Here is a 19,894-nt window from a genome sequence, read left to right as displayed (position 1 = left end):
CGGCTTCTTCGCCAAAAAACTCACATATCATGAAGCGTGCGCTGTTAGAAGAATGATGTGAGGAGATGGAAATGGCATGGACCAAAGAGCAGAGGCAAACAGTTTTCGCCTGCTATCTAGGCTGGACGCTGGATGCGTTCGATTTTTTCCTGATGGTGTTCGTGCTGAAGGACATCGCCCGCGAGTTCGGCACCGATGTCGAGGCGGTCAGCTGGGCCACCATGCTGACGCTGGCGGCGCGGCCGATAGGCGCGCTGATCTTCGGCCGGCTGGCCGACCGCTATGGCCGCCGTCCGGTGCTGATGGCCAATATCGTGATGTATTCGGTGCTGGGCTTCGCGTCGGCGTTTTCGCCCAATTTGATGGTCTTGCTGATTCTGCGCACGCTGTTCGGCGTGGCGATGGGTGGGGAGTGGGGCGTGGGCTCGTCGCTGACCATGGAGAGCATTCCCCGCGAATCGCGCGGTTTCGTGTCCGGCCTGCTGCAGGCCGGCTATCCCAGCGGCTACCTGCTGGCGACGCTGGCTTTCGGCCAGCTGTTCGAGCACATAGGCTGGCGCGGCATGTTCATGCTCAGCCTGCTGCCGGCGCTGCTGACGCTGTACATCCGCCGCAACGTGCCGGAAAGTCCCAGCTGGGAGGCGGCGAGGGGGCAGGAAAAGCCGGGGCTGCTGCAAGCCATCGCCGCGCAATGGCGCTTGTCGCTGTACGCCATCGTGCTGATGACCTGTTTCAACTTCTTCTCGCACGGCACCCAGGACATGTACCCCACTTTTCTTAGGGTGCAGCACAAGTTCGATCCGCATACCGTGCAGACCATCGCCATTTGCCTGAATGTGGGCGCCATCGTCGGCGGGCTGGCGATCGGGGGCTTGTCGGAGCGGATAGGGCGCCGCAACGCCATCACGCTGGCGGCGCTGTTCGCCTTGCCGGTATTGCCGCTGTGGGCGTTCTCGTCCACGCCGTTGATGCTGGCCGCCGGGGCCTTCCTGATGCAGATCGCGGTGCAGGGCGCCTGGGGGGTGATTCCCGCGCACCTCAATGAAATTTCGCCAACTGCGGTGCGCGCCACGTTTCCAGGCCTGGTCTATCAACTGGGCAATCTATTGGCTTCGGTAAACAGTCCGATGCAGGCGCATATGGCCAAGATGAACGGCGGCGATTACGGCCTGGCGATGGCTACGGTCGCCGGCATTGTGGCGATCGCCATCGCGGTGTTGATACGCTTCAGCCGCGAGCGGCGCGGCGAGGATATGCGCGTGTCAGGCTAGGGCTGGGGGCGGGCAGCCGGCGCGGGGGCGCCGGCTTTCGCCCGCGCTTTCAGTAGCCGGCCAGCCGTTGCCGGCAGGCTTGCGCTTCTTGCATGATGCGCTCGAACAGCTCGGCCACCGTCGGCACATCGTCTATCAGGCCCTGGGCCTGGCCTATCAGCTGCACGCCTTTGTCGTGGTCGCCATCCTGTATCGCCAACCGTATCGACTCGGTCGCCGCGCCGAACAGCGCCAACTGGCGCAGCGCCTGCGGCTGGCTGATCATGCCGCCCAGCGCCACTTTCAACACCGGCATGCCCATGCGCCGCGCCATCCGGCTGGCGCGGAACGCCGCCGGCAGCAGGCCCAGCGGCTTGCGGCAGGCCGCGCGGGCGTTCGGGGTGTCCATCATCCGGCACCACAGGCCGTCGAAATTCTTCGAGTACAGCGTGTCGGCCACGCCGCGTTCGCGGATCATGTCCTTGGTCTTGGCGTGCACCGGGCTTTCCCGCGTCATGGCCAGGCGCGAGCCCATCGCCGCGGCGTCGGCGCCCAGCGCCAACGCGGCGACCAGGCTGCTGCCGTCGGCGAAGCCGCCGGCCGCGATGATGGGCAGTCGGCTGGCCTTGCGGATGGCGGGGATCAGCACCAGCGAGGTGGCGCTGCCGCCGTGGGCGGCGGCCTCGTGGCCGGTGACCAGCAGCGCGTCGGCGCCGCTTTTTTCCGCCGAGACAGCATGTTTTTCGGTGGTGACGGTGGCGACCACCTTGCCGCCATAGCGATGGGCGGCTTCGGCTATCCAGTCGCCCTTGCCCAGCGAATAGTTGATGACGGGGACTTGTTCTTCCAACGCCACCCGGGCGTTGTCGGCAGCGCCGGGCATCATCAGAGTGGCGCCGATGCCGAAGGGGCGGTCGCTCAATTCGCGGATGCGGCGGATCGCGGCGCGGGTGGCGTCGGCCGACAGCGGGCCGCTGGCCAGGATGCCGAGGCCGCCGGCATTGCCGACGGCGGCGACCAATTCCGGCGTGGCGATATAGCTCATGCCGGGGCAAATCAGCGGATGCCGGATATCGAACAGGCGGGTAATGGCGGTTTGCATGGCTGGAACTCGCGGCTGGTTTACAATGCGGGTCTATTGTTGATGTATTCGTCCTAAAATTCAAACGATTGTTTAATTCATGACGCTGATCATTGTGCTGATGGGCTGGCTTTACGTGGTGCTGATGCTGGCGCTGACCCAGGGCAGCGTGGCGGGCGGTCTGGCGGTCGCCTTCTTTCTGGGCGTGCTGCCGACCTGGTTTGTGGCGTGGGCGACGCGCAACAAGCTGCGCCGCCGCCGCGCGGCGGAGAAAGATGCCGGCAAAGCTTGAGCTGGCGGGCCTTTGGGTGCTAGAATCTCGTGTTCTCTGCCATTCTGGCGGGGGATATAAACCAAACTACGCACATCCGCGCAAAAGGGTGCCTGGCTGAACTTGCGTTCAGGCGGGTTGTCTGCGCGGATGGAGGCTTAACCCTTTAGGAGTTTTTGCATGTCCACCAACGTTACCATGCGTCAAATGCTTGAGGCCGGTGTCCACTTCGGCCACCAAACCCGCTTCTGGAACCCGAAGATGGCCAAGTACATCTTTGGCAGCCGCAACAAGATCCACATCATCAACCTGGAAAAGACCCTGCCGCTGTTCGTAGAGTCTCAGGAGTATGTGCGTCGCCTGGCCGCCAACAAGGGTACCGTGATGTTCGTCGGCACCAAGCGTCAAGCGCGTGAGATCGTACGTGAAGAAGCTGCCCGTTGCGGCATGCCGTTTGTTGACCACCGCTGGCTGGGCGGCATGCTGACCAACTACAAGACCGTGAAGCAGTCGATCAAGCGTCTTGAAGAGAAGCGCGCCATCCTGGAAGGTTCCGGCGATACCGGTTACAACAAGAAAGAACTGCTGGATCTGCAGCGCGAAGTCGACAAACTCGAGCGCTCGCTGGGCGGTATCAAGGATATGAAGGGCCTGCCGGACGCCATCTTCGTTATCGACACCGGCTACCAGAAGGGTACCATCGTCGAAGCCAAGAAACTGGGCATCCCGGTTATCGGCGTTGTTGACACCAACAACTCCCCGGACGGCATCGATTACGTAATCCCGGGTAACGACGACTCCAGCCGCGCCATCCGCCTGTACGCTCGCGGCATCGCCGACGCGGTACTGGAAGGCCGCGCGCACTCTCTGCAAGAGATCGTCGCCGCCGCTGAGCCGGCGCAAGCCGAGTAAGCGGACCAGAAAGGGGCGCAAGCCCCTTTTTTTGGACCCGATCGTTTACGTAATCTAAATCATTAGGAGTGAAACATGGCGGAAATCACCGCAAAAATGGTTTCGGATCTGCGCGTGGCCACCGGCCTCGGCATGATGGAGTGCAAGAAGGCTCTGGTTGAAGCGGACGGCGACGCCGCCAAGGCTGAAGAAATCCTGCGCATCAAGTCCGGCACCAAGGCCTCCAAGATGGCCGGTCGTCTGGCTGCCGAAGGCATTATCGGTTCCCATGTTGAAGGCGGCGTAGGCGCGCTGGTTGAAGTGAACTGCGAAACCGACTTCGTTGCCAAGGATCCGACCTTCCTGGCTCTGGCCGCTGCCGCAGCCAAGGCCGCCGTCATCGCCAATCCGGCCGACGTGGAAGCCCTGTCCGCGGTTGAAATCGACGGCGTGTCCGTTGAGGAAATCCGCAAGGCCGCCATCGCCAAACTGGGCGAGAACATGACCATCCGTCGCTTCGTTCGCTACTCGACCGAAGGCGCTATCGCCACCTACTTGCACGGCGCGAAGATCGGCGTGATCGTCGACTACGCCGGCGCCGAGAGCGTGGGCAAAGACGTGGCCATGCATATCGCCGCCTCCAAGCCGATCTGTGTTTCCAAGGATCAGGTTTCGGCCGAGACCCTGGAGCAAGAGCGCAAGATCTACACCGCTCAGGCTGCCGAATCCGGCAAGCCGGCCGACATCGTCGCCAAGATGGTTGAAGGCCGCATCAACAAGTTCCTGGCTGAAGTGACCCTGCTGGGTCAGCCGTTCGTCAAGAACCCGGACCTGACCGTTGAGAAGCTGCTGGCCGAGCAGAAAGCCTCCGTCAAGGCGTTCGCCATGTTCGTAGTAGGCGAAGGCATTGAGAAGAAGGTAGTAGACTACGCAGCGGAAGTTGCCGCCGCGGCCAAGCTGTAAGCCCAGGCTTACCGCTTTATTGACGGCACCCTGCCTGCAGGGTGCCGTTTTGCAAACTGAAAACCACAAATCGCCAATCCGAGGACATCATGAGCCAAGTTCCTGCCTATAAACGCATCCTGCTGAAACTTTCCGGCGAAGCCCTGATGGGTGACGACAGCTATGGCATCAATCGCACCACCATTGAGCAGATCGTGGGCCAGGTGAAGGAAGTGGTCGAGCTGGGCATCGAAGTGGGCATCGTGATCGGCGGCGGCAATATCTTCCGCGGCGTGGCTCCGGCCGCCGCGGGCATGGATCGCGCTACGGCCGACTACATGGGCATGATGGCCACCGTGATGAACGCGCTGGCGCTGAAGGATGCGATGACTAAGGTGGGCCTGATCGCCCGCGTGCAGTCGGCGCTGACCATGCAGCAGATCGCCGAGCCCTATGTGCGCGGCAAGGCGATGCAATATCTGGAGGAAGGCAAAGTGGTGATCTTCGCCGCCGGCACCGGCAACCCCTTCTTCACCACCGACACCGCCGCCGCCTTGCGCGGCATGGAAATGAATGTGGACATCATGCTGAAGGCCACCAAGGTCGACGGCGTGTATACCGATGATCCGAAAAAGAATCCCGATGCGGTCCGCTATCAGAGCGTGACCTTCGACGAGGCCATCTCGCGCAACCTGAAGGTGATGGACGCCACCGCCTTCGCGCTGTGCCGCGATCAGCATCTGAATATCAAGGTCTTCAGCATCTTCAAGAACGGCGCGCTCAAGCGGGTCGTGCTTGGCGAAGACGAAGGCACGCTGGTACACTGCTGAGTTTGAAAATTGCTGAGGGCGAAAACGGCAATGGCTGTTTTCGCCTTGTCATTTGAAGTTTTGATGGGAGTGGACATGATTAACGACGTCAAGAAGTCGGCCGAACAAAAAATGCAAAAAACACTGGAATCGTTCAAAAACGATCTGTCCAAGGTTCGCACCGGCCGCGCCCATACCGGCATTCTGGATCATGTCATGGTTGATTATTACGGCAGCGACGTGCCGGTCAATCAAGTTGCCAACGTCACCCTGATCGACGCCCGCACCATCGGCGTCCAGGCTTGGGAAAAACCCATGGTGGCGAAGATCGAAAAAGCCATCCGCGATTCCGATCTGGGCCTGAATCCGGCTTCCATGGGCGAGATCATCCGCGTGCCGATGCCGATGCTGACCGAAGAGCGCCGCAAGGACCTGATCAAGGTGGTGCGCGCCGAGGCCGAAGGCGCCCGCGTGGCGGTGCGCAATGTCCGCCGCGATTCCAACACCGAATTCAAGAATCTGCTGAAGGACAAGTCCATCACCGAGGACGACGAGCGCCGCGGCCAGGACGAGATCCAGAAGCTGACCGACAAGTACACCGCCGAGATCGACAAGGCGCTGGCCGCAAAAGAAGCCGACCTGCTCGCAGTATAAGGGGCAGGCCTTGTTTTCCGGTTCTTTGAAACCAATGCCGGAGGGGCGCCAGCCGCCCCGGCATGTGGCCATCATCATGGATGGCAACGGCCGCTGGGCCAAGAAGCGGTTCCTGCCCAGGGTGGCCGGGCACAAGCGCGGGCTGGACGCCGTGCGCGAGGTGGTCGGCGCCTGCAAGGAAATGGGCGTCGGCTATCTGACTCTGTTCGCGTTTTCCACTGAGAACTGGCGCAGGCCGCAGGAGGAAGTGACCTTCCTGATGGACTTGTTCCTGCGCGCGCTGGAGCACGAGGTCAGCAAGCTGCACAGCAATAATATCCGCCTGCAGGTGCTGGGCTCGCGCGAGCGCTTCAGCGCGGAGCTGTCTGAGCGCATCGCGCGCGCCGAGGCGAAAACCGCCGACAACGACGGCTTGGTTCTGACCATCGCCGCCGATTACGGCGGTCGCTGGGATATCGTCAACGCGGTGAATCAACTGGTCGCGGAAGGCGTGGCGCCGATTACCGAAGAGGCGCTGACCAAGCGTCTGGCCATGTCCTGGGCGCCGGAGCCTGATCTGTTCATCCGCACCGGCGGCGAGCAGCGCATCAGCAATTTCCTGCTGTGGCAGTTGGCGTATTCGGAATTGTATTTCACCGATCTGCTTTGGCCCGATTTCGACCGCGCGGCGCTGGAGCAGGCGATTTCTTCCTATTGGCAGCGTGAACGGCGCTTTGGTCGCACCAGCGAGCAATTGCCGGAACATTTGCGCCGCGACACACCCTGACCATTCATGCTGAAAACGCGAATTCTGACCGCGCTGGCGCTGCTGCCCTTGATGCTGGCGGCGCTTTTCTTTTTTCCGGCCCCCATCTGGGCCGGCTTTTCCTGGCTGATCGTCGGGCTGGCGTTGTGGGAGTACTCCCGCATGGCCGGCATGGGCCGGCCGCAGCAGGCCTGTTACCTGGTTCTCTCTTCGCTGCTGGCCGCCGTTTGCTGGGCCATGGGCTGGAAGGCGGGGCCGCTGCTGCATGGCGTGGTGCTGGCGTTCTGGCTGGCGTTGATGCCGTGCTGGCTGGCGCGGCGCTGGACCATCCCGGGCGGCGCGCCGGCCTGGCTGTTGGGCTGGGTATTGATGCTGCCGGCCTGGTTTGCCTTCCTGGAGTGGCGCCCGCAGCCTAGCCGGCACGATGCTTTGGCCCTGCTGGCGGTGATGGGCCTGGTATGGGTGGCGGACATCGCCGCCTATTTTTCCGGCAAGGCGTTCGGCAAACGCAAGCTGGCGCCGGCCATCAGCCCCGGCAAGAGCTGGGAGGGCGTATATGGCGCCGTGATCTGCGTGGCGGTTTACGTCGCATTGGTGGATCATTTCGGCTGGCTGGACATCAAGCTGCCGCTGTGGGGGCTGTTGTTGCTGGCCTTGCCGCTGACGGCGGTGAGCGTGTGCGGCGATTTGCTTGAGTCGTGGTTCAAGCGCGCCGCGGGCGTCAAGGACAGCAGCCGTCTGCTGCCAGGCCATGGCGGCGTGTACGACCGCATCGACAGCCTGATCGCCGTGCTGGCGGTCAGCAATGCCCTGCGCGCGCTGGGCGGCATGTAATTCTGGAATCGATTCAAATGACCAAACCTCAGGGTATTGCCGTGCTGGGGGCGACCGGCAGCGTCGGCTGCAGCACGCTGGACGTGATCGCCCGGCATCCGGAGCGCTATCGGGTGGTGGCGCTGAGCGGCCATCGCCAGCTGGACAAGCTTTTCGAGCAGGCCAGCCGCTTCCGGCCGGATTACCTGGTTGTGGCCGATGCTGACGCCGCCGCGCAACTGGCGCTGCGACTGGAGCAGGCTGGCCTGCCGGGCGAGGTGCTGCATGGGCCTCAGGCGTTGGAGGAGATCGTCCGCCTGCCCGAGGTGGATGCCGTGATGGCGGCCATCGTCGGCGCGGCCGGCCTGCCTTCCGCGCTGGCGGCCGCCGGCGCCGGCAAGCGCATTCTGTTGGCCAACAAGGAATCGCTGGTGGTGGCGGGGCGCTTGTTCATGGACGCGGTGCGGCGCAGCGGCGCCGGCCTGTTGCCGGTCGATAGCGAGCACAGCGCGATTTTCCAGTCGCTGCCCGCTGACTATGCCGGCCAGCCTGCGCTGGCGGGCATCCGCAAAATCATTCTCACCGCCTCCGGCGGGCCATTCCGCGGCAAGAGCGCGGCCGAGCTGCTGGACGTGACGCCGGCCGACGCCTGCCGCCACCCCAACTGGAGCATGGGGCGCAAGATATCGGTCGACTCCGCATCCTTGATGAACAAGGGGCTGGAGGTGATAGAGGCGCATTGGCTGTTCGGCGTGCCGCCGGAGCAGATCGAGGTGGTGGTGCATCCGCAGAGCGTGATCCATTCGATGGTGCAGTACCGCGACGGCTCCGTGATCGCGCAGCTGGGCTCCCCCGACATGCGCACGCCGATCGCCTGCGCATTGGCGTGGCCGGAGCGCATCGACGCCGGCGTAGAACCGCTGGACTTCTTCTCGCTGTCCAGCCTGAGTTTCGAAAAGCCCGATCTGGCGAATTTCCCCTGCCTGCGGCTGGCCTTCGACGCGCTGGCGATGGGAGGCGACGCGCCGGCGGTGCTGAACGCTGCCAACGAGGTGGCGGTGGACGCCTTCCTGAACGGGCGGCTGCGCTTCGTCGACATTCCCAAGGTGGTATCCGAGACCTTGTCGGGAGTGGACCTGGCCGCCAGCGCAAGCCTGGACGCGCTGCTGGCGCGGGATGAGGATGCGCGGCGCTTCGCCCGCGGCAGGGTGGCGGCATGCTGACGCTCCTGGCTTTTTTGTTGGCCATCGGCCTGCTGGTGACTTTTCATGAGCTTGGCCATTATTGGGTCGCCAAGCTGTGCGGCGTGAAGGTGCTGCGCTTTTCCCTCGGTTTCGGCTCGCCCTTGCTGCGTTTTCGCCCGCGCGAAACCGAGTGGGTGGTGTGTCCGATCCCGCTGGGCGGCTATGTGAAGATGCTGGACGAGCGCGAGGGTTTCGTCGCGCCGTCCGAACGCGGCCGCGCCTTCAACAATCAGCATGTGCTCAAGCGCATGGCCATTGTGGCGGCGGGGCCGGCGGCCAATCTGCTGCTGGCGGTGCTGCTGTACTGGGGCGTGATCGCCCAGGGCGTGCCGCAGTTGAAGCCGCTGATCGGCACTGTGATCGGGCAGACGCCGGCGGCGGCGGCCGGCTTTCAGGAAGGCGAACGCATTCTGAGCGTAGCCGGGCAGCGGGTGTCCAGCTGGCAGGATGTCCGCCTGGCGCTGGTGGATGCGGCGATGTCGGGCGGCGCGGTGCCGGTGGTGGTGCAAAACGCTTCCGGCGCCAGCCGCGAGCGCCGCATCGACGCCCAACGTTTCGGCGACAAGGCGGCGCAGGCCTTGCAGCAGGGCGATCCGGGCCTGTCTCCGGCGCGCTTCCTGCCGGTGCTGGGCGCGCTGGAGGAAAACAGCGTGGCGGCGCGGGCCGGTCTCAAGACCGGCGACAAGCTGCTGGCAGTCAATGGGGTGATGCTGCGCAGCTGGGAGGAATGGGTGCAGATCGTGCGCAACAGTCCCGGCAAGGATTTGGCGCTGCGCATAGAACGCAAGGGGCAGGACATGGAAGTCAAACTGCGGCCGATGGCGGTGACGCAGGATGACGAGGTGGTGGGGCGGATCGGCGTGGGGCCGATGCCCGACCGCGCCTGGAACGACAAGCTGGGCTTCACTCTGCATTACGATGCGATGGGGGCCTTGCTGGCCGCGGCGACCAAGACCGGCGACACCGCCTGGATGAGCGTCAAGTTCCTTGGCAATATGTTGATCGGCCACGCTTCACTCGACAACCTGTCCGGCCCGCTGACCATCGCCAATGTCGCCGGCCAGACCGCGCGTGAAGGCTTGACGCCGTATCTGGAGTTCCTGGCGCTGATCAGCGTCAGCATCGGCATATTGAATCTGCTGCCTATACCGGTTCTGGATGGTGGGCACTTGATGTATTATGTCGCGGAGCTGGTTAGAGGTAAGCCCGTCAGCGAACGGGTGCAATTGCTCGGACAGAAAATTGGTTTCATATTGCTGGCGTCTTTGATGGCGTTCGCCATCCTGAATGATTTCAGCCGGCTATTTGGGGGTTAAAGCACACCTATGAAATTGAAGCGACTCGCAGCGGCCGTATTGGGCCTGTCCATGGCCTCCGTCGCCATGGCTGCTGACCCGTTTGTAATCAAGGATATCCGCGTTGAAGGCCTGCAGCGTACCGAGCCGGGCACGGTCTTCAACTATTTGCCGGTCAAGGTGGGAGACACCTTCACCGACGCCAAGGCGCAGGAGTCGATCAAGGCCCTGTTCAACACCGGCTTCTTCAACGATGTCCGGGTGGAAAGCCGCGGCGACACGCTGATCGTCACCGTCGCCGAGCGTCCGGTGATCACCCAGCTGAACATCAACGGCGCCAAGGAATTCAGCAAGGACCAGCTGAAGAAAGCGCTGAAGGACAACGGTTTCGCCGAATCGCTGATCTTCGACCAGGCGCTGCTGGACGGCGCGGTGCAGGAACTGAAGCGCCAATACTATAGCCGCGGCAAGTATTCGGTGGAAATCACCCCGTCGGTGACCAAGCTGGAGCGCAACCGCGTTTCGGTGACGCTGGACATCAACGAGGGCGTCACCGCCCGCATCAAGGAAATCCGCATCGTCGGGGCCAACGCCTTCGCCCAGTCGAAGCTGCTGGACGAATTCAGCCTGACCACCGGCGGCTGGCTGTCCTGGATCACCAAGGACGATCAATACTCGAAGCAGAAGCTGACCGGCGATCTGGAGAAGCTGAAAGCCTTCTACCAGAATCAGGGCTATATGGAGTTCGCGATCGATTCCTCGCAGGTGTCGATCAGTCCGGACAAGCAGGAAATGTATCTGGTGATCAACGTGCACGAGGGCAAGAAGTTCACCGTGTCCGACGTGCGCCTGGCCGGCGACCTGAAAGTGCCGGAAGCCGAGCTGCGCAAGCTGGTGCTGATCAAGAGCGGCGACACCTTCGACAACGAGAAAGTGACCGAGTCGGTCAAGGCGATCAGCGACCGCCTGGGCGTCGCCGGCTACGCCTTCGCCAACGTCAACGTGCTGCCGGACATCGATCACGACAAACAAACCGCCGCCTTCACCTTCTTCGTGGACCCGGGCCGCAAGACCTACGTCCGCCGCGTCAACGTGGCCGGCAACAGCAAGACCCGCGATGAAGTGATCCGCCGCGAGCTGCGCCAGCTGGAGGGCGCGCCGTACAACGCCGCCGACGTCAAGCGCAGCAAGGAAAGACTGGAGCTGCTGGGCTACTTCGAAGACGTCAACGTCGAAACGCCGGCGGTGTCCGACGCGCCGGACCAGGTCGACATGAACATCAGCCTGAAAGAGCGCTCCACCGGCAGCATTTCCGGCAGTTTGGGCTATGTGCAGGGCGAAGGCCTGGTGCTGGGCGCCAGCATTTCGCAGAGCAACATCTTCGGCTCCGGCAAGTACATGTCGCTGAGCATGTCCACCGGCCAGGTCAACAAGAATTACTCGCTGTCGTTCACCGACCCTTACTTCACGCCGGACGGCGTGAGCCTGGGTTATGACATTTATGACCGCGTCTACAACCCGGACGCCACGTCGATTTCGGCGTACAAGACCAGCACGGTCGGCGCGGATGTGCGTTTCGGGGTGCCAATCACTGAATATGATCGCATCAACTTCACGCTGGGCGCCGAAAAAACCGATATCACCACGTATGCGAACAGCCCGTCGCAATACATCGATTTCGTCAACAAATACGGCAACAGCAATTACACCGTTCTGGGCACGGTAGGCTGGGCGCGGGACACCCGCGACAGCGCGCTGTGGCCGACTCGCGGCGCCTCCATCAAGGTGAACGCCGACGCCGGCTTGCCTGGCGGCAGCATGCAGTACTACCGGCTGACTCATCAGCAGACCTGGTTCTTCCCGCTGTCCAAAGACTTCACCTTGATGCTGAATGGCGAGTTGGGCTATGCCGACGGTTATGGCAAGACCAAGCAGCTGCCGTTCTTCCAGAACTTCTACATGGGCGGCCTGGGCTCGGTGCGCGGCTATGATACCAGCAGCATCGGCCCGGTAGACGGCAGCGGCAACTTCATCGGCGGCAACCGCAAGGTGGTGGCCAATGCGGAAATCCTGTTCCCCTTCCCGGGGATGAAGGATAATAAATCGTTGCGGACCAGCCTGTTCTTCGATGCCGGCACTTTGTGGAACACCAGCTGGACCCCGGGTCCGAACGATCCGCAAACCGCCAGCAATGCCAGCAACGGCCTGCGCTATTCCGCCGGCTTGGCCTTGACTTGGCTGTCGCCGATGGGACCGATGAAATTCAGTATTGCCAATCCGCTGAAGAAAGAACCGAATGACAAGATCCAGCGCTTCCAATTCCAGTTGGGCGCTTCGTTCTAACCCGATTCTCAGGATGCAATCATGAAAGCATTGAAATGGTGGCTCGCGGTTTTGAGCGTGGCTGCCTTGCCGGTTCACGCTGCCGACTTCAAGCTGGGCTACATCAACGTTGAGCGCATCTACCGGGAGGCGGGCGCGTCCATTGCCATCTACAAGAAGCTGGACAAGGAGTTCGCCGACCGGCGCGAGGCGATGAAGCAGATGGAGGCGCGCGCCAAGGAGCTGGAAACCCTGCTGGGCAAAAACAGCCTGCAGCAGGAAGACCGCAAGCGTTACGAGCGCGAGTACGCGAGCCTGGACCGCGATTACCGCGCCAAGACGCGCGAATTGGCGGAAGATTACAATCAGCGCCGCAATGAGGAGTTCGCCGGGGTCACCGAGCGCGCCAATCGCCTGGTCAAGGAGATCGCCGCGCGCGAGCAATATGATCTGATCCTGCAAGACGCGGTCTACATCAATCCCAAGTTCGATCTGACGCCGCAGGTGTTGAAAGAACTGGACAAGTAGTCGTCTCAACCGTCACCGGAGTAAGCCGACCCCCGGTCGGCTTTGTTTTTGATGTCCTATACACTTGCTTATATTGTTGAACAGCTGGGCGGCGAATTGCGCGGCGACGATCTGGCGGTCGTCAGGCTGGCTCCGCTGGAGCGGGCCGGTTCCGACGAGATCGCCTTCGTCGCGCACGCCAAGCTCCGCCGCCAGATGCTGGCGAGCGGCGCCGGCGCGCTGATCGTGACCGAAGCTCTGGCAGCCGAGCTGCAGGGCCGTTCGCTGATCGTGGCCGCCGATCCCTACCTGTATTTCGCCCGGCTGGCCAGCCTGTTCCACCCGCAAGCGCAGCCGCGCGCCGGCATCCATCCGCGCGCGGTGGTGGGCGAGGGCGCGCGCATCGCCGCCAGCAGCGAGATCGCCGCCAACGTCACCATCGGCGACCGGGTGGTCATCGGCGAGCGCTGCCGCCTGTTGCCGGGCGTGGTGGTGGGCGACGACTGCGTGATCGGCGACGATGTCACGCTGCATCCCAATGTCACGGTTTATCATGGCTGCGTGATCGGCAACCGAGTCGGCGTGCACTCCGGCAGCGTGATAGGCGCCGACGGCTTCGGCCTGGCCTGGGACAAGGACCACTGGTTCAAGATTCCGCAGACCGGCCGCGCGGTGCTGGAAGACGATGTCGAGATTGGCGCCAACACTACGGTGGACCGCGGCGCGATGGCTGACACCGTGATCCGCAAGGGCGCCAAGATAGACAATCTGGTGCAGATTGCCCACAACGTCGAAATCGGCGAGCATACCGCCATCGCGGGCTGCGTCGGCATCGCCGGCAGCGCCAAGATCGGCGCGCGCTGCACCGTCGGCGGCGCGGCGATGTTCGTCGGCCATATCGAAGTGGCCGACCGCACCCATATCGGCGGCGGCACCCTGGTGTCGAAGTCGATCAAGGAAGCGGGCAATTACGCCTCGTCCTACCCTTTGCAAAGCATGAAGGACTGGCTGTCCAACGCCGTCCACGTGCGTCATCTGGATGATTTCGCCAAGCGCGTCAAGCAGCTTGAGCGGGAACTGGAAACACTGAAAAAATCGAAGGAAGAACCTCATGAGTGAACACGCTGTCTCGATCGATGTCCGCGAGATCATGCGCTGCCTGCCGCATCGTTACCCGTTCCTGCTGGTTGACCGCGTCACCGAGCTGGAAGCCAACGTGCGCATCAAGGCGCTGAAGAACGTCACCATCAACGAGCCGTTCTTCGTCGGCCATTTCGAACAATATCCGGTGATGCCGGGCGTGCTGATCATCGAGGCGCTGGCGCAGGCCGCCGGCATCCTGGCGATCAAGAGCCAGGGCGAGCGCTCGGAGAATGAGTTGTACTTCTTCGTCGGCATCGACAATGCCCGCTTCAAGCGCCAGGTGGTGCCGGGCGACCAACTGGTGTTCGAAGTGACGCAGATGACCGTCAAGCGCGGCATCGGCAAGTACGCCGCGCGCGCGCTGGTGGACGGCCAGGTGGCTTGCGAGGCCGAAATCATGTGCGCCCGTCGCGAGGTGTGAGCATGACTATTCATCCGACCGCCATTGTCGATCCCAAGGCGCAGATCGCCGACGATGTCGAAATCGGCGCTTACTCTATCATCGGCCCGAATGTCAGCATCGGCGCCGGCAGCTGGATCGGCCCGCACGTGGTGATCGAGGGCCACACCAGCATCGGCAAGAACAACCGCGTGTTCCAGTTCTGCTCGCTGGGCGCTATCCCGCAGGATTTGAAATACGCGGGCGAGCCGACGCGTCTGGAAATCGGCGACAACAATACCATCCGCGAATTCTGCACCTTCAACACCGGCACGGTGCAGGATGGCGGAATCACCCGCATCGGCAGCGATAATTGGATCATGGCCTACGTGCACATCGCGCACGATTGCCAGGTCGGCAACCACATTATCCTGGCCAATAATGCGACGCTGGCCGGCCATGTGCATCTCGGCGACTGGGTGTTCCTGGGCGGTTTCACCAGCGTGCACCAGTTCGTCATTGTCGGCGAGCATGCGATGACTGCTTTCGCCAGCGCCGTGGCGCAGGATATTCCTGCGTACGTGACGGCGCATGGCAACCGCGCGGTGCCTTCCGGCATCAATGCCGAGGGCATGAAGCGCCGAGGCTTCACGCCGGAGCAGATCCGCCGCGTGCGCAGCGCCTACAAGACGCTGTACCGCCAGGGCTTGAGCTACGATGAAGCCAAGGCAGCGATCCTGGCCGAGGCGGCCGAAGGGCACGTCGAGCTGGAGGCGTTCACCCGCTTCTTCGGACAATCGGCGCGAGGCATCATCCGCTAAGCCCTATGAGCGATCACTTGTTCAAGCGCAAGGGGGCCTTGAAGGTCGCCATGGTGGCCGGCGAGGCCTCTGGCGACCTTCTTGCCGCCCATCTGATGGATGCGTTGCGCGCCCATCGCAGCGATATCGAATTCGCCGGCATCGGCGGCCCCAGAATGGAAGCCCGCGGCTTTCACAGCATGGTGCCGCAGGAAAAGCTGGCGGTGCGGGGCTATTCCGAGGTGATCAAAAGCCTGCCGGAGTTGCTGCGCATCCGCCGCCAGCTGCGCGACCGCCTGTTGGCGGAAAGGCCGGATGTGTTCATCGGCGTGGACGCCCCCGATTTCAACCTGGCGCTGGAAGGCGCGTTGAAGAAGGGCGGCATTCCCACCGTGCATTACGTCAGCCCGTCAGTATGGGCCTGGCGGCCGGAGCGGGTGCAGAAGATAGGCAAGTCGGTGAACCACGTGCTGTGCCTGTTTCCGATGGAGCCGCCGCTGTACCGCCAGGCCGGCGTGCCGGTGACCTATGTCGGCCACCCGCTGGCCAGCGAAATCCCGCTTGATCCCGACAAGGACGCGATGCGTGAGCAGTTGGGCGTGCCGCTGCAGGTGCCGGTGTTCACGCTGATGCCCGGCAGCCGCAAGAGCGAGCTGGAATACATGGTGCCGGTATACTTGGACACCGCCCGCCTGCTGCTGCGCCAGTATCCGGACGCCCAGTTCCTGGTGCCGCTGGCCACCCGCGCCACGCTGGACCTGTTCGAGCAGATGCTGTACCGCTACAAGGCGCGCGATCTGCCGATCCGCAAGCTGTTCGGCCACGCGCAGATGGCCACCATCGCCAGCGACGTGGTGTTGGTGACCAGCGGCACCGCCACGCTGGAGGTGGCGCTGACCAAGCGACCGATGGTGATCAGCTACAAGCTGTCGGCGTTCACTTACCGCCTGGTCAAGCGCAAGATCAAGCTGCCTTATGTCGGCCTGCCCAATATCCTGTGCGGGCGCTTCGTGGTGCCGGAGCTGCTGCAAGGCCAGGCTACCCCGCAGAAGCTGGCCGAAGAGATGCAACGGCTGTACACCGACTCCGCGGCGCGCGCGGATATGGAAAAGGCGTTCACCGAGCTGCATCTGGCCTTGCGTCAGGACACCGCCACCCGCGCCGCGCGCGCGGTGCTGGAGGTGGCGCGATGCCATTGATTTGTGGCGTCGACGAGGCCGGCCGCGGGCCGCTGGCCGGCGCGGTGTTCGCCGCCGCGGTCATCCTGGATCCGGCCAAGCCCATCGCCGGGCTGGCCGACTCCAAGGTGCTGAGCGAGGCGAAGCGCGACGCATTGGCCGCCTGGATCAAGCGCGACGCGCTGGCCTGGTGCATCGCCAGCGCCAGCGTCGAAGAGATCGACAAGCTCAACATCCTGCATGCCACCATGCTGGCGATGACCCGCGCGGTGGAAGGCTTGTCGACGCGCCCGGACCTGGCGCAGATAGACGGCAACCGCGTGCCCAAGCATCTGCCGGTGCCGGGCGAGGCCATCGTCAAGGGCGATGCCAAGGTGGCGGCGATCTCCGCCGCCTCGATTCTGGCCAAAACCGCCCGCGACGCCGAGCTGGTGGCGCTGGACGCGCGGCACCCGCAGTACGGTTTCGCGCGCCACAAGGGGTATCCCACCGCCGAGCATCTGGCCGCCATCGAGCGCCATGGCGTGCTGGCGGAACACCGCAAAACCTTCGGGCCGGTCCGGTCCTGGCTGGCCAGCCACCAGGGCCAGCTATTCTGAGCATGGATACTCCGCTGAGCGCAGTGGAACAGAAACGCTGCTTCCCTCCCGTGGTCGACGCCAATACCCGCGTGTTGATACTGGGCTCGCTGCCGGGCGACGCTTCGCTGGCTGCCAGCCAGTATTACGCGCATCCGCGCAACCAGTTCTGGCGGCTGTTGGGCGCGCTGCTGGGGCGGGAGTTGCACGCGCTGCCTTACCCGGACAAGTTGTCGGCGTTGCAGGGGGCAGGCATAGGCTTGTGGGACGTGGTGGCCGAGGCAAGCCGCAAGGGCAGCCTGGATGCCGATCTGCGCGACGTCCGCCGCAACGATCTGAGCCGCTTGCTGGATAGCCTTCCCGGCCTTCGGGCGGTGGCCTTCAATGGCGCGACCGCCGCCAAAGCCGCGCCGCAACTGGCCGGCCGCAAGGAGGCTTGGCTCGCCTTGCCTTCGTCCAGCCCCGCGCATACCCTGGCCTTCGAGGCAAAACTTGCAGTCTGGCGGCAATTGGACCGATATTTACATTCCTGAGCCTGTGTTTTGCGGCACTTTGCGGGAGGGTAGCCGATGAGCCGATACTGCATCTGGTTTGTCACCGCCGACGACAGCGTGATGCGTCGGGCCGAGGTCGCCATCAATGGCGTCATCCATTGCCACCAGGTATTGGAAGAGATCGAAGCCCAGCTGGCGCTGGACTGCGGCCTCAGCCAGGTGATGATCGTCGACTGGAAACGGTTCGAGGTTCCCGAGGCTGACGGCGGCCGGTTGGCGCGCGTCGCCTGAGGCCTTGTTAGCCGGCGGCGCAGGCGAGATAGCCTTGCCGCACGCAGGCCTCCCGCGTGGCGCGGAATTGCGCCGCCAACTGGCCGATGATCTGCTCTGGCGCGCAGACGTCCTGCTGGGCTTCCTGCTCCAGTTCCTGGCAGCGCCGGGCTAGGCCGGAGAATCCCAGGGTCAGGGCGCCGCCCTTCAGGCTGTGGGCCAGATGGAACAACTGGTCGCGGTCGGGTGCTTGCCGGTTGGCTTCCAGCAGCCGCAGCGTGGATTCGTGGTTGGAGAAAAACTGGGTGGCCAGTTCGCGGTATTTGGCGGGCGACAGCAATTCGATGAAGCCGGCGATGGTTTTTTCGTCGAGCTCGGGCGCATCGTCGAGCGCAGCGACTGGCGCGGCCGGCGGCAAATGCCGCCGCAACGCCGCCAGCAGTTGATCGCCATCGACAGGTTTGGCCAGAAAGCCGTCCAGCCCTTGGCGCAGCGTCGTTTGCCGCGTTTCGGGGAAGGCATCGGCAGTCAGCGCCACGATGGCCATTCGCGGCGTCAGCGCCTCCTCGCGCAGGCGCCGGCTGGTCTCGATGCCGTCCATGCCCGGCATGTGCAAATCCATCAACACCAGGTCGAACGGCTGCTTTCTTGCGATTTCCAGCGCTTCCGGACCCGTGCCCGCCATCGTCGGCTGCTGGTTCATCCGCTCCAGCATCGCCTGGATGTATTTGCGATTGACCTCGTTGTCATCCACCACCAGCACGCGGCGGGGCGAGCCATCATCCAGCCGGAGCGGCGGGCTGGCCGCCTCTTCAGGCAACTGCGGCGCCTGGATGATTTTCAAGGGCAGGCTCAGCTGGAAGCAGCTGCCTTGCCCCAGGACGCTGGTGACCGAAATCTCGCCGCCCATCAGCGCGGCCAGGCTCTGGGAGATCTCCAAGCCCAGGCCGCTGCCGCCATACTGGCGCGCGGTGGAGCTATCCCCTTGTGAAAAACGCCTGAACAGTCGGGACAGCGTTTCCTTGCTCATGCCTACGCCAGTGTCGGTGACGATCAGCTGCAGATTGCACTGGTCCGCGCGCGCGCCAGGTGTGCAGGAGGCGTGGATGGCGACGCCGCCGCGCTCGGTGAACTTGACGGCGTTGCTCAGCAAATTGAGGAGGATCTGCCGCAGCCGGGTGGGATCGACCTCCACCCATTCCGGAATCGCGGTCGCCATGTCCAGGCTCAGCATCAGGCCCTTGGCCTGGGCCTGCGCGCTCATCAGTTTGGCGAGCTGCCGCAGCAGGTAGCTGAGATTGCAGGTGACCGGCGCCAGCTCCAGCTTGCCGGATTCCAGCTTGCTGGCGTCCAGCACATCGTTGAGCAGCAACAGCAGGTGTTTGGCGGACTCTTCCGCGGTGCGGATATAGCCGGCCTGGACCGGGCTGGGGGCTTCGCTGGCCAGCAGCGACAGCATGCCCAGCACGCCGTTGAGCGGGGTGCGGATTTCATGGCTCATATTGGCGAGGAAGACGCTCTTGGCCAAGCTGCCGGCTTCGGCTTGCTTGCGCGCCTCCTCCAGCCGCGCGGTGAGGATTTCCAGCGTCTGGCGGCGCTTCTCCAATTGGCGCAACTGGCGGATGACGGTGAAGCCGAAGCCCAGCGCCAGCGCCCATTCGAAGCCCATCAGCCAGTTGCCGATGGCGATGTGCTGCTCCATCGCCCGGTTGCGCAGGTCGGAGCGTTCGGCCATGGCCTGGTTGGCGCTAAGCGACATGTCATGCAGGCCGTCGGCGAGGCTGGCCAACTGGCTGGCCAGCCTTTCCAGCGCCGCCGGATCCTGGAGCGCGCCGGGGCGGGAGAGCAGGGCGTCGCCCTGGCGGATGAAGCGGTCCAGCCGCGGCTGCATTGTCCGATACTCAGGCTGGTCCTGCAGCAGGCTTTGATACAGGCCGCTGCGGATGATGCCGACGCGGCTGACGAAAATGTCATAGCGCTGCTGCAGCTCCTCGGGATCGACGCGGCGGCGCTGCGCCTTTTGCAGCGCCGCTTGCAGGCGCAGTCCTTCGGTTTCCAGCTGGAAATACGCCCAGGTGACGTTGTCGTTCTGGTCGCGCAGCGCGCCGGCCAGCATCTCAGATTGACGGAACTGGATATAGGCGACGCCGATGAACACGCAGATCAAGGTGGCGCCGATCGCGATCAGCATCCGCCAATCCAGGCGCTGCCGTTTGAGGACGGACATG

21 protein-coding genes are annotated in these 19,894 nt (G+C 63.5%); 19 read left to right on the top strand and 2 right to left on the bottom strand.

Features of this window, described 5'->3' with window-relative positions; genetic code table 11:
• The first annotated feature begins 71 nt into the window (after positions 1–71).
• Positions 72–1,271, top strand: coding sequence for an MFS transporter (locus MY55_RS09115; RefSeq protein WP_047237961.1), 1,200 nt, complete (start codon positions 72–74; stop codon positions 1,269–1,271).
• A 49-nt stretch (positions 1,272–1,320) separates the two neighbouring features.
• Here MY55_RS09115 and MY55_RS09110 read toward each other — a convergent pair whose 3' ends face one another.
• Positions 1,321–2,379: an NAD(P)H-dependent flavin oxidoreductase gene (locus MY55_RS09110; RefSeq protein WP_279625443.1), complete on the bottom strand. Its 1,059-nt coding sequence runs from the start codon at positions 2,377–2,379 to the stop codon at positions 1,321–1,323.
• Positions 2,380–2,431: 52 nt separating this feature from the next.
• Between MY55_RS09110 and MY55_RS09105 the strand changes: the two genes are divergently transcribed.
• The 18 genes from MY55_RS09105 to MY55_RS09020 all read left to right on the top strand — a co-directional run bounded on the left by MY55_RS09105 (position 2,432) and on the right by MY55_RS09020 (position 17,687).
• Complete coding sequence (locus tag MY55_RS09105) at positions 2,432–2,623, top strand: hypothetical protein (RefSeq protein ID WP_043572379.1); 192 nt, start codon at positions 2,432–2,434, stop codon at positions 2,621–2,623.
• A 159-nt stretch (positions 2,624–2,782) separates the two neighbouring features.
• Positions 2,783–3,514, top strand: coding sequence for a 30S ribosomal protein S2 (gene rpsB / locus MY55_RS09100; RefSeq protein WP_043572377.1), 732 nt, complete (start codon positions 2,783–2,785; stop codon positions 3,512–3,514).
• A 75-nt stretch (positions 3,515–3,589) separates the two neighbouring features.
• Complete coding sequence (gene tsf, locus MY55_RS09095; RefSeq protein WP_043572375.1) at positions 3,590–4,456, top strand: translation elongation factor Ts; 867 nt, start codon at positions 3,590–3,592, stop codon at positions 4,454–4,456.
• An 89-nt stretch (positions 4,457–4,545) separates the two neighbouring features.
• Positions 4,546–5,265 carry a UMP kinase gene (gene pyrH / locus MY55_RS09090; RefSeq protein ID WP_043572372.1) on the top strand — a complete coding sequence of 240 codons (720 nt, stop codon included), beginning with the start codon at positions 4,546–4,548 and terminating at the stop codon, positions 5,263–5,265.
• Positions 5,266–5,340: 75 nt separating this feature from the next.
• Positions 5,341–5,898: a ribosome recycling factor gene (frr, locus tag MY55_RS09085; RefSeq protein WP_047237963.1), complete on the top strand. Its 558-nt coding sequence runs from the start codon at positions 5,341–5,343 to the stop codon at positions 5,896–5,898.
• Positions 5,899–5,932: 34 nt separating this feature from the next.
• On the top strand, positions 5,933–6,664 hold the full coding sequence (locus MY55_RS09080) for an isoprenyl transferase (RefSeq protein WP_043572369.1): 732 nt from the start codon (positions 5,933–5,935) through the stop codon (positions 6,662–6,664).
• Between the two features lie 6 nt (positions 6,665–6,670).
• Entirely contained in the window at positions 6,671–7,477 is an 807-nt protein-coding gene (locus tag MY55_RS09075; RefSeq protein ID WP_043572366.1) for a phosphatidate cytidylyltransferase, read from the top strand.
• A 17-nt stretch (positions 7,478–7,494) separates the two neighbouring features.
• On the top strand, positions 7,495–8,679 hold the full coding sequence (gene ispC / locus MY55_RS09070; RefSeq protein WP_043572363.1) for a 1-deoxy-D-xylulose-5-phosphate reductoisomerase: 1,185 nt from the start codon (positions 7,495–7,497) through the stop codon (positions 8,677–8,679).
• Positions 8,673–10,016, top strand: coding sequence for an RIP metalloprotease RseP (gene rseP / locus MY55_RS09065; protein ID WP_043572360.1), 1,344 nt, complete (start codon positions 8,673–8,675; stop codon positions 10,014–10,016). Before ispC ends, rseP begins: the two co-directional genes overlap by 7 nt.
• 9 nt (positions 10,017–10,025) lie before the next feature.
• Positions 10,026–12,338 (top strand): outer membrane protein assembly factor BamA, encoded by a 2,313-nt coding sequence (gene bamA, locus MY55_RS09060; RefSeq protein WP_043572356.1) that lies wholly within the window; start codon positions 10,026–10,028, stop codon positions 12,336–12,338.
• Positions 12,339–12,359: 21 nt separating this feature from the next.
• Positions 12,360–12,845 (top strand): OmpH/Skp family outer membrane protein, encoded by a 486-nt coding sequence (locus tag MY55_RS09055; protein WP_043572353.1) that lies wholly within the window; start codon positions 12,360–12,362, stop codon positions 12,843–12,845.
• Positions 12,846–12,896: 51 nt separating this feature from the next.
• On the top strand, positions 12,897–13,943 hold the full coding sequence (gene lpxD / locus MY55_RS09050; RefSeq protein ID WP_043572350.1) for a UDP-3-O-(3-hydroxymyristoyl)glucosamine N-acyltransferase: 1,047 nt from the start codon (positions 12,897–12,899) through the stop codon (positions 13,941–13,943).
• Positions 13,936–14,388: a 3-hydroxyacyl-ACP dehydratase FabZ gene (gene fabZ, locus MY55_RS09045; protein WP_043572347.1), complete on the top strand. Its 453-nt coding sequence runs from the start codon at positions 13,936–13,938 to the stop codon at positions 14,386–14,388. The genes lpxD and fabZ overlap by 8 nt, the downstream gene beginning before the upstream one ends.
• Before the next feature lie 2 nt (positions 14,389–14,390).
• Positions 14,391–15,167, top strand: a complete 777-nt coding sequence (gene lpxA / locus MY55_RS09040) for an acyl-ACP--UDP-N-acetylglucosamine O-acyltransferase (RefSeq protein WP_047243195.1) — start codon at positions 14,391–14,393, stop codon at positions 15,165–15,167.
• Between the two features lie 5 nt (positions 15,168–15,172).
• Entirely contained in the window at positions 15,173–16,345 is a 1,173-nt protein-coding gene (gene lpxB / locus MY55_RS09035; protein ID WP_043572342.1) for a lipid-A-disaccharide synthase, read from the top strand.
• Positions 16,336–16,923 (top strand): ribonuclease HII, encoded by a 588-nt coding sequence (gene rnhB / locus MY55_RS09030; protein WP_173427785.1) that lies wholly within the window; start codon positions 16,336–16,338, stop codon positions 16,921–16,923. Before lpxB ends, rnhB begins: the two co-directional genes overlap by 10 nt.
• 2 nt (positions 16,924–16,925) lie before the next feature.
• A complete protein-coding gene (locus tag MY55_RS09025; protein WP_065202280.1) occupies positions 16,926–17,435 on the top strand; it encodes a DNA-deoxyinosine glycosylase in 510 nt (169 codons plus the stop codon).
• 36 nt (positions 17,436–17,471) lie between these two features.
• The gene (locus MY55_RS09020; RefSeq protein ID WP_043572338.1) at positions 17,472–17,687 is read left to right on the top strand and encodes a hypothetical protein; all 216 of its coding nucleotides are present in this window, start codon (positions 17,472–17,474) and stop codon (positions 17,685–17,687) included.
• Positions 17,688–17,694: 7 nt separating this feature from the next.
• Here the strand turns inward: MY55_RS09020 and MY55_RS09015 are convergent, their stop codons facing one another.
• Positions 17,695–19,893 carry an ATP-binding protein gene (locus MY55_RS09015; RefSeq protein WP_052877923.1) on the bottom strand — a complete coding sequence of 733 codons (2,199 nt, stop codon included), beginning with the start codon at positions 19,891–19,893 and terminating at the stop codon, positions 17,695–17,697.
• Position 19,894: the final 1 nt, after the last annotated feature.

The sequence above is a fragment of the Chromobacterium subtsugae genome, assembly GCF_001676875.1.
GTDB lineage: Bacteria > Pseudomonadota > Gammaproteobacteria > Burkholderiales > Chromobacteriaceae > Chromobacterium > Chromobacterium subtsugae.
Note: the sequence above shows the minus strand (reverse complement) of the source record. Positions and strands in the feature narration are given on the sequence as shown.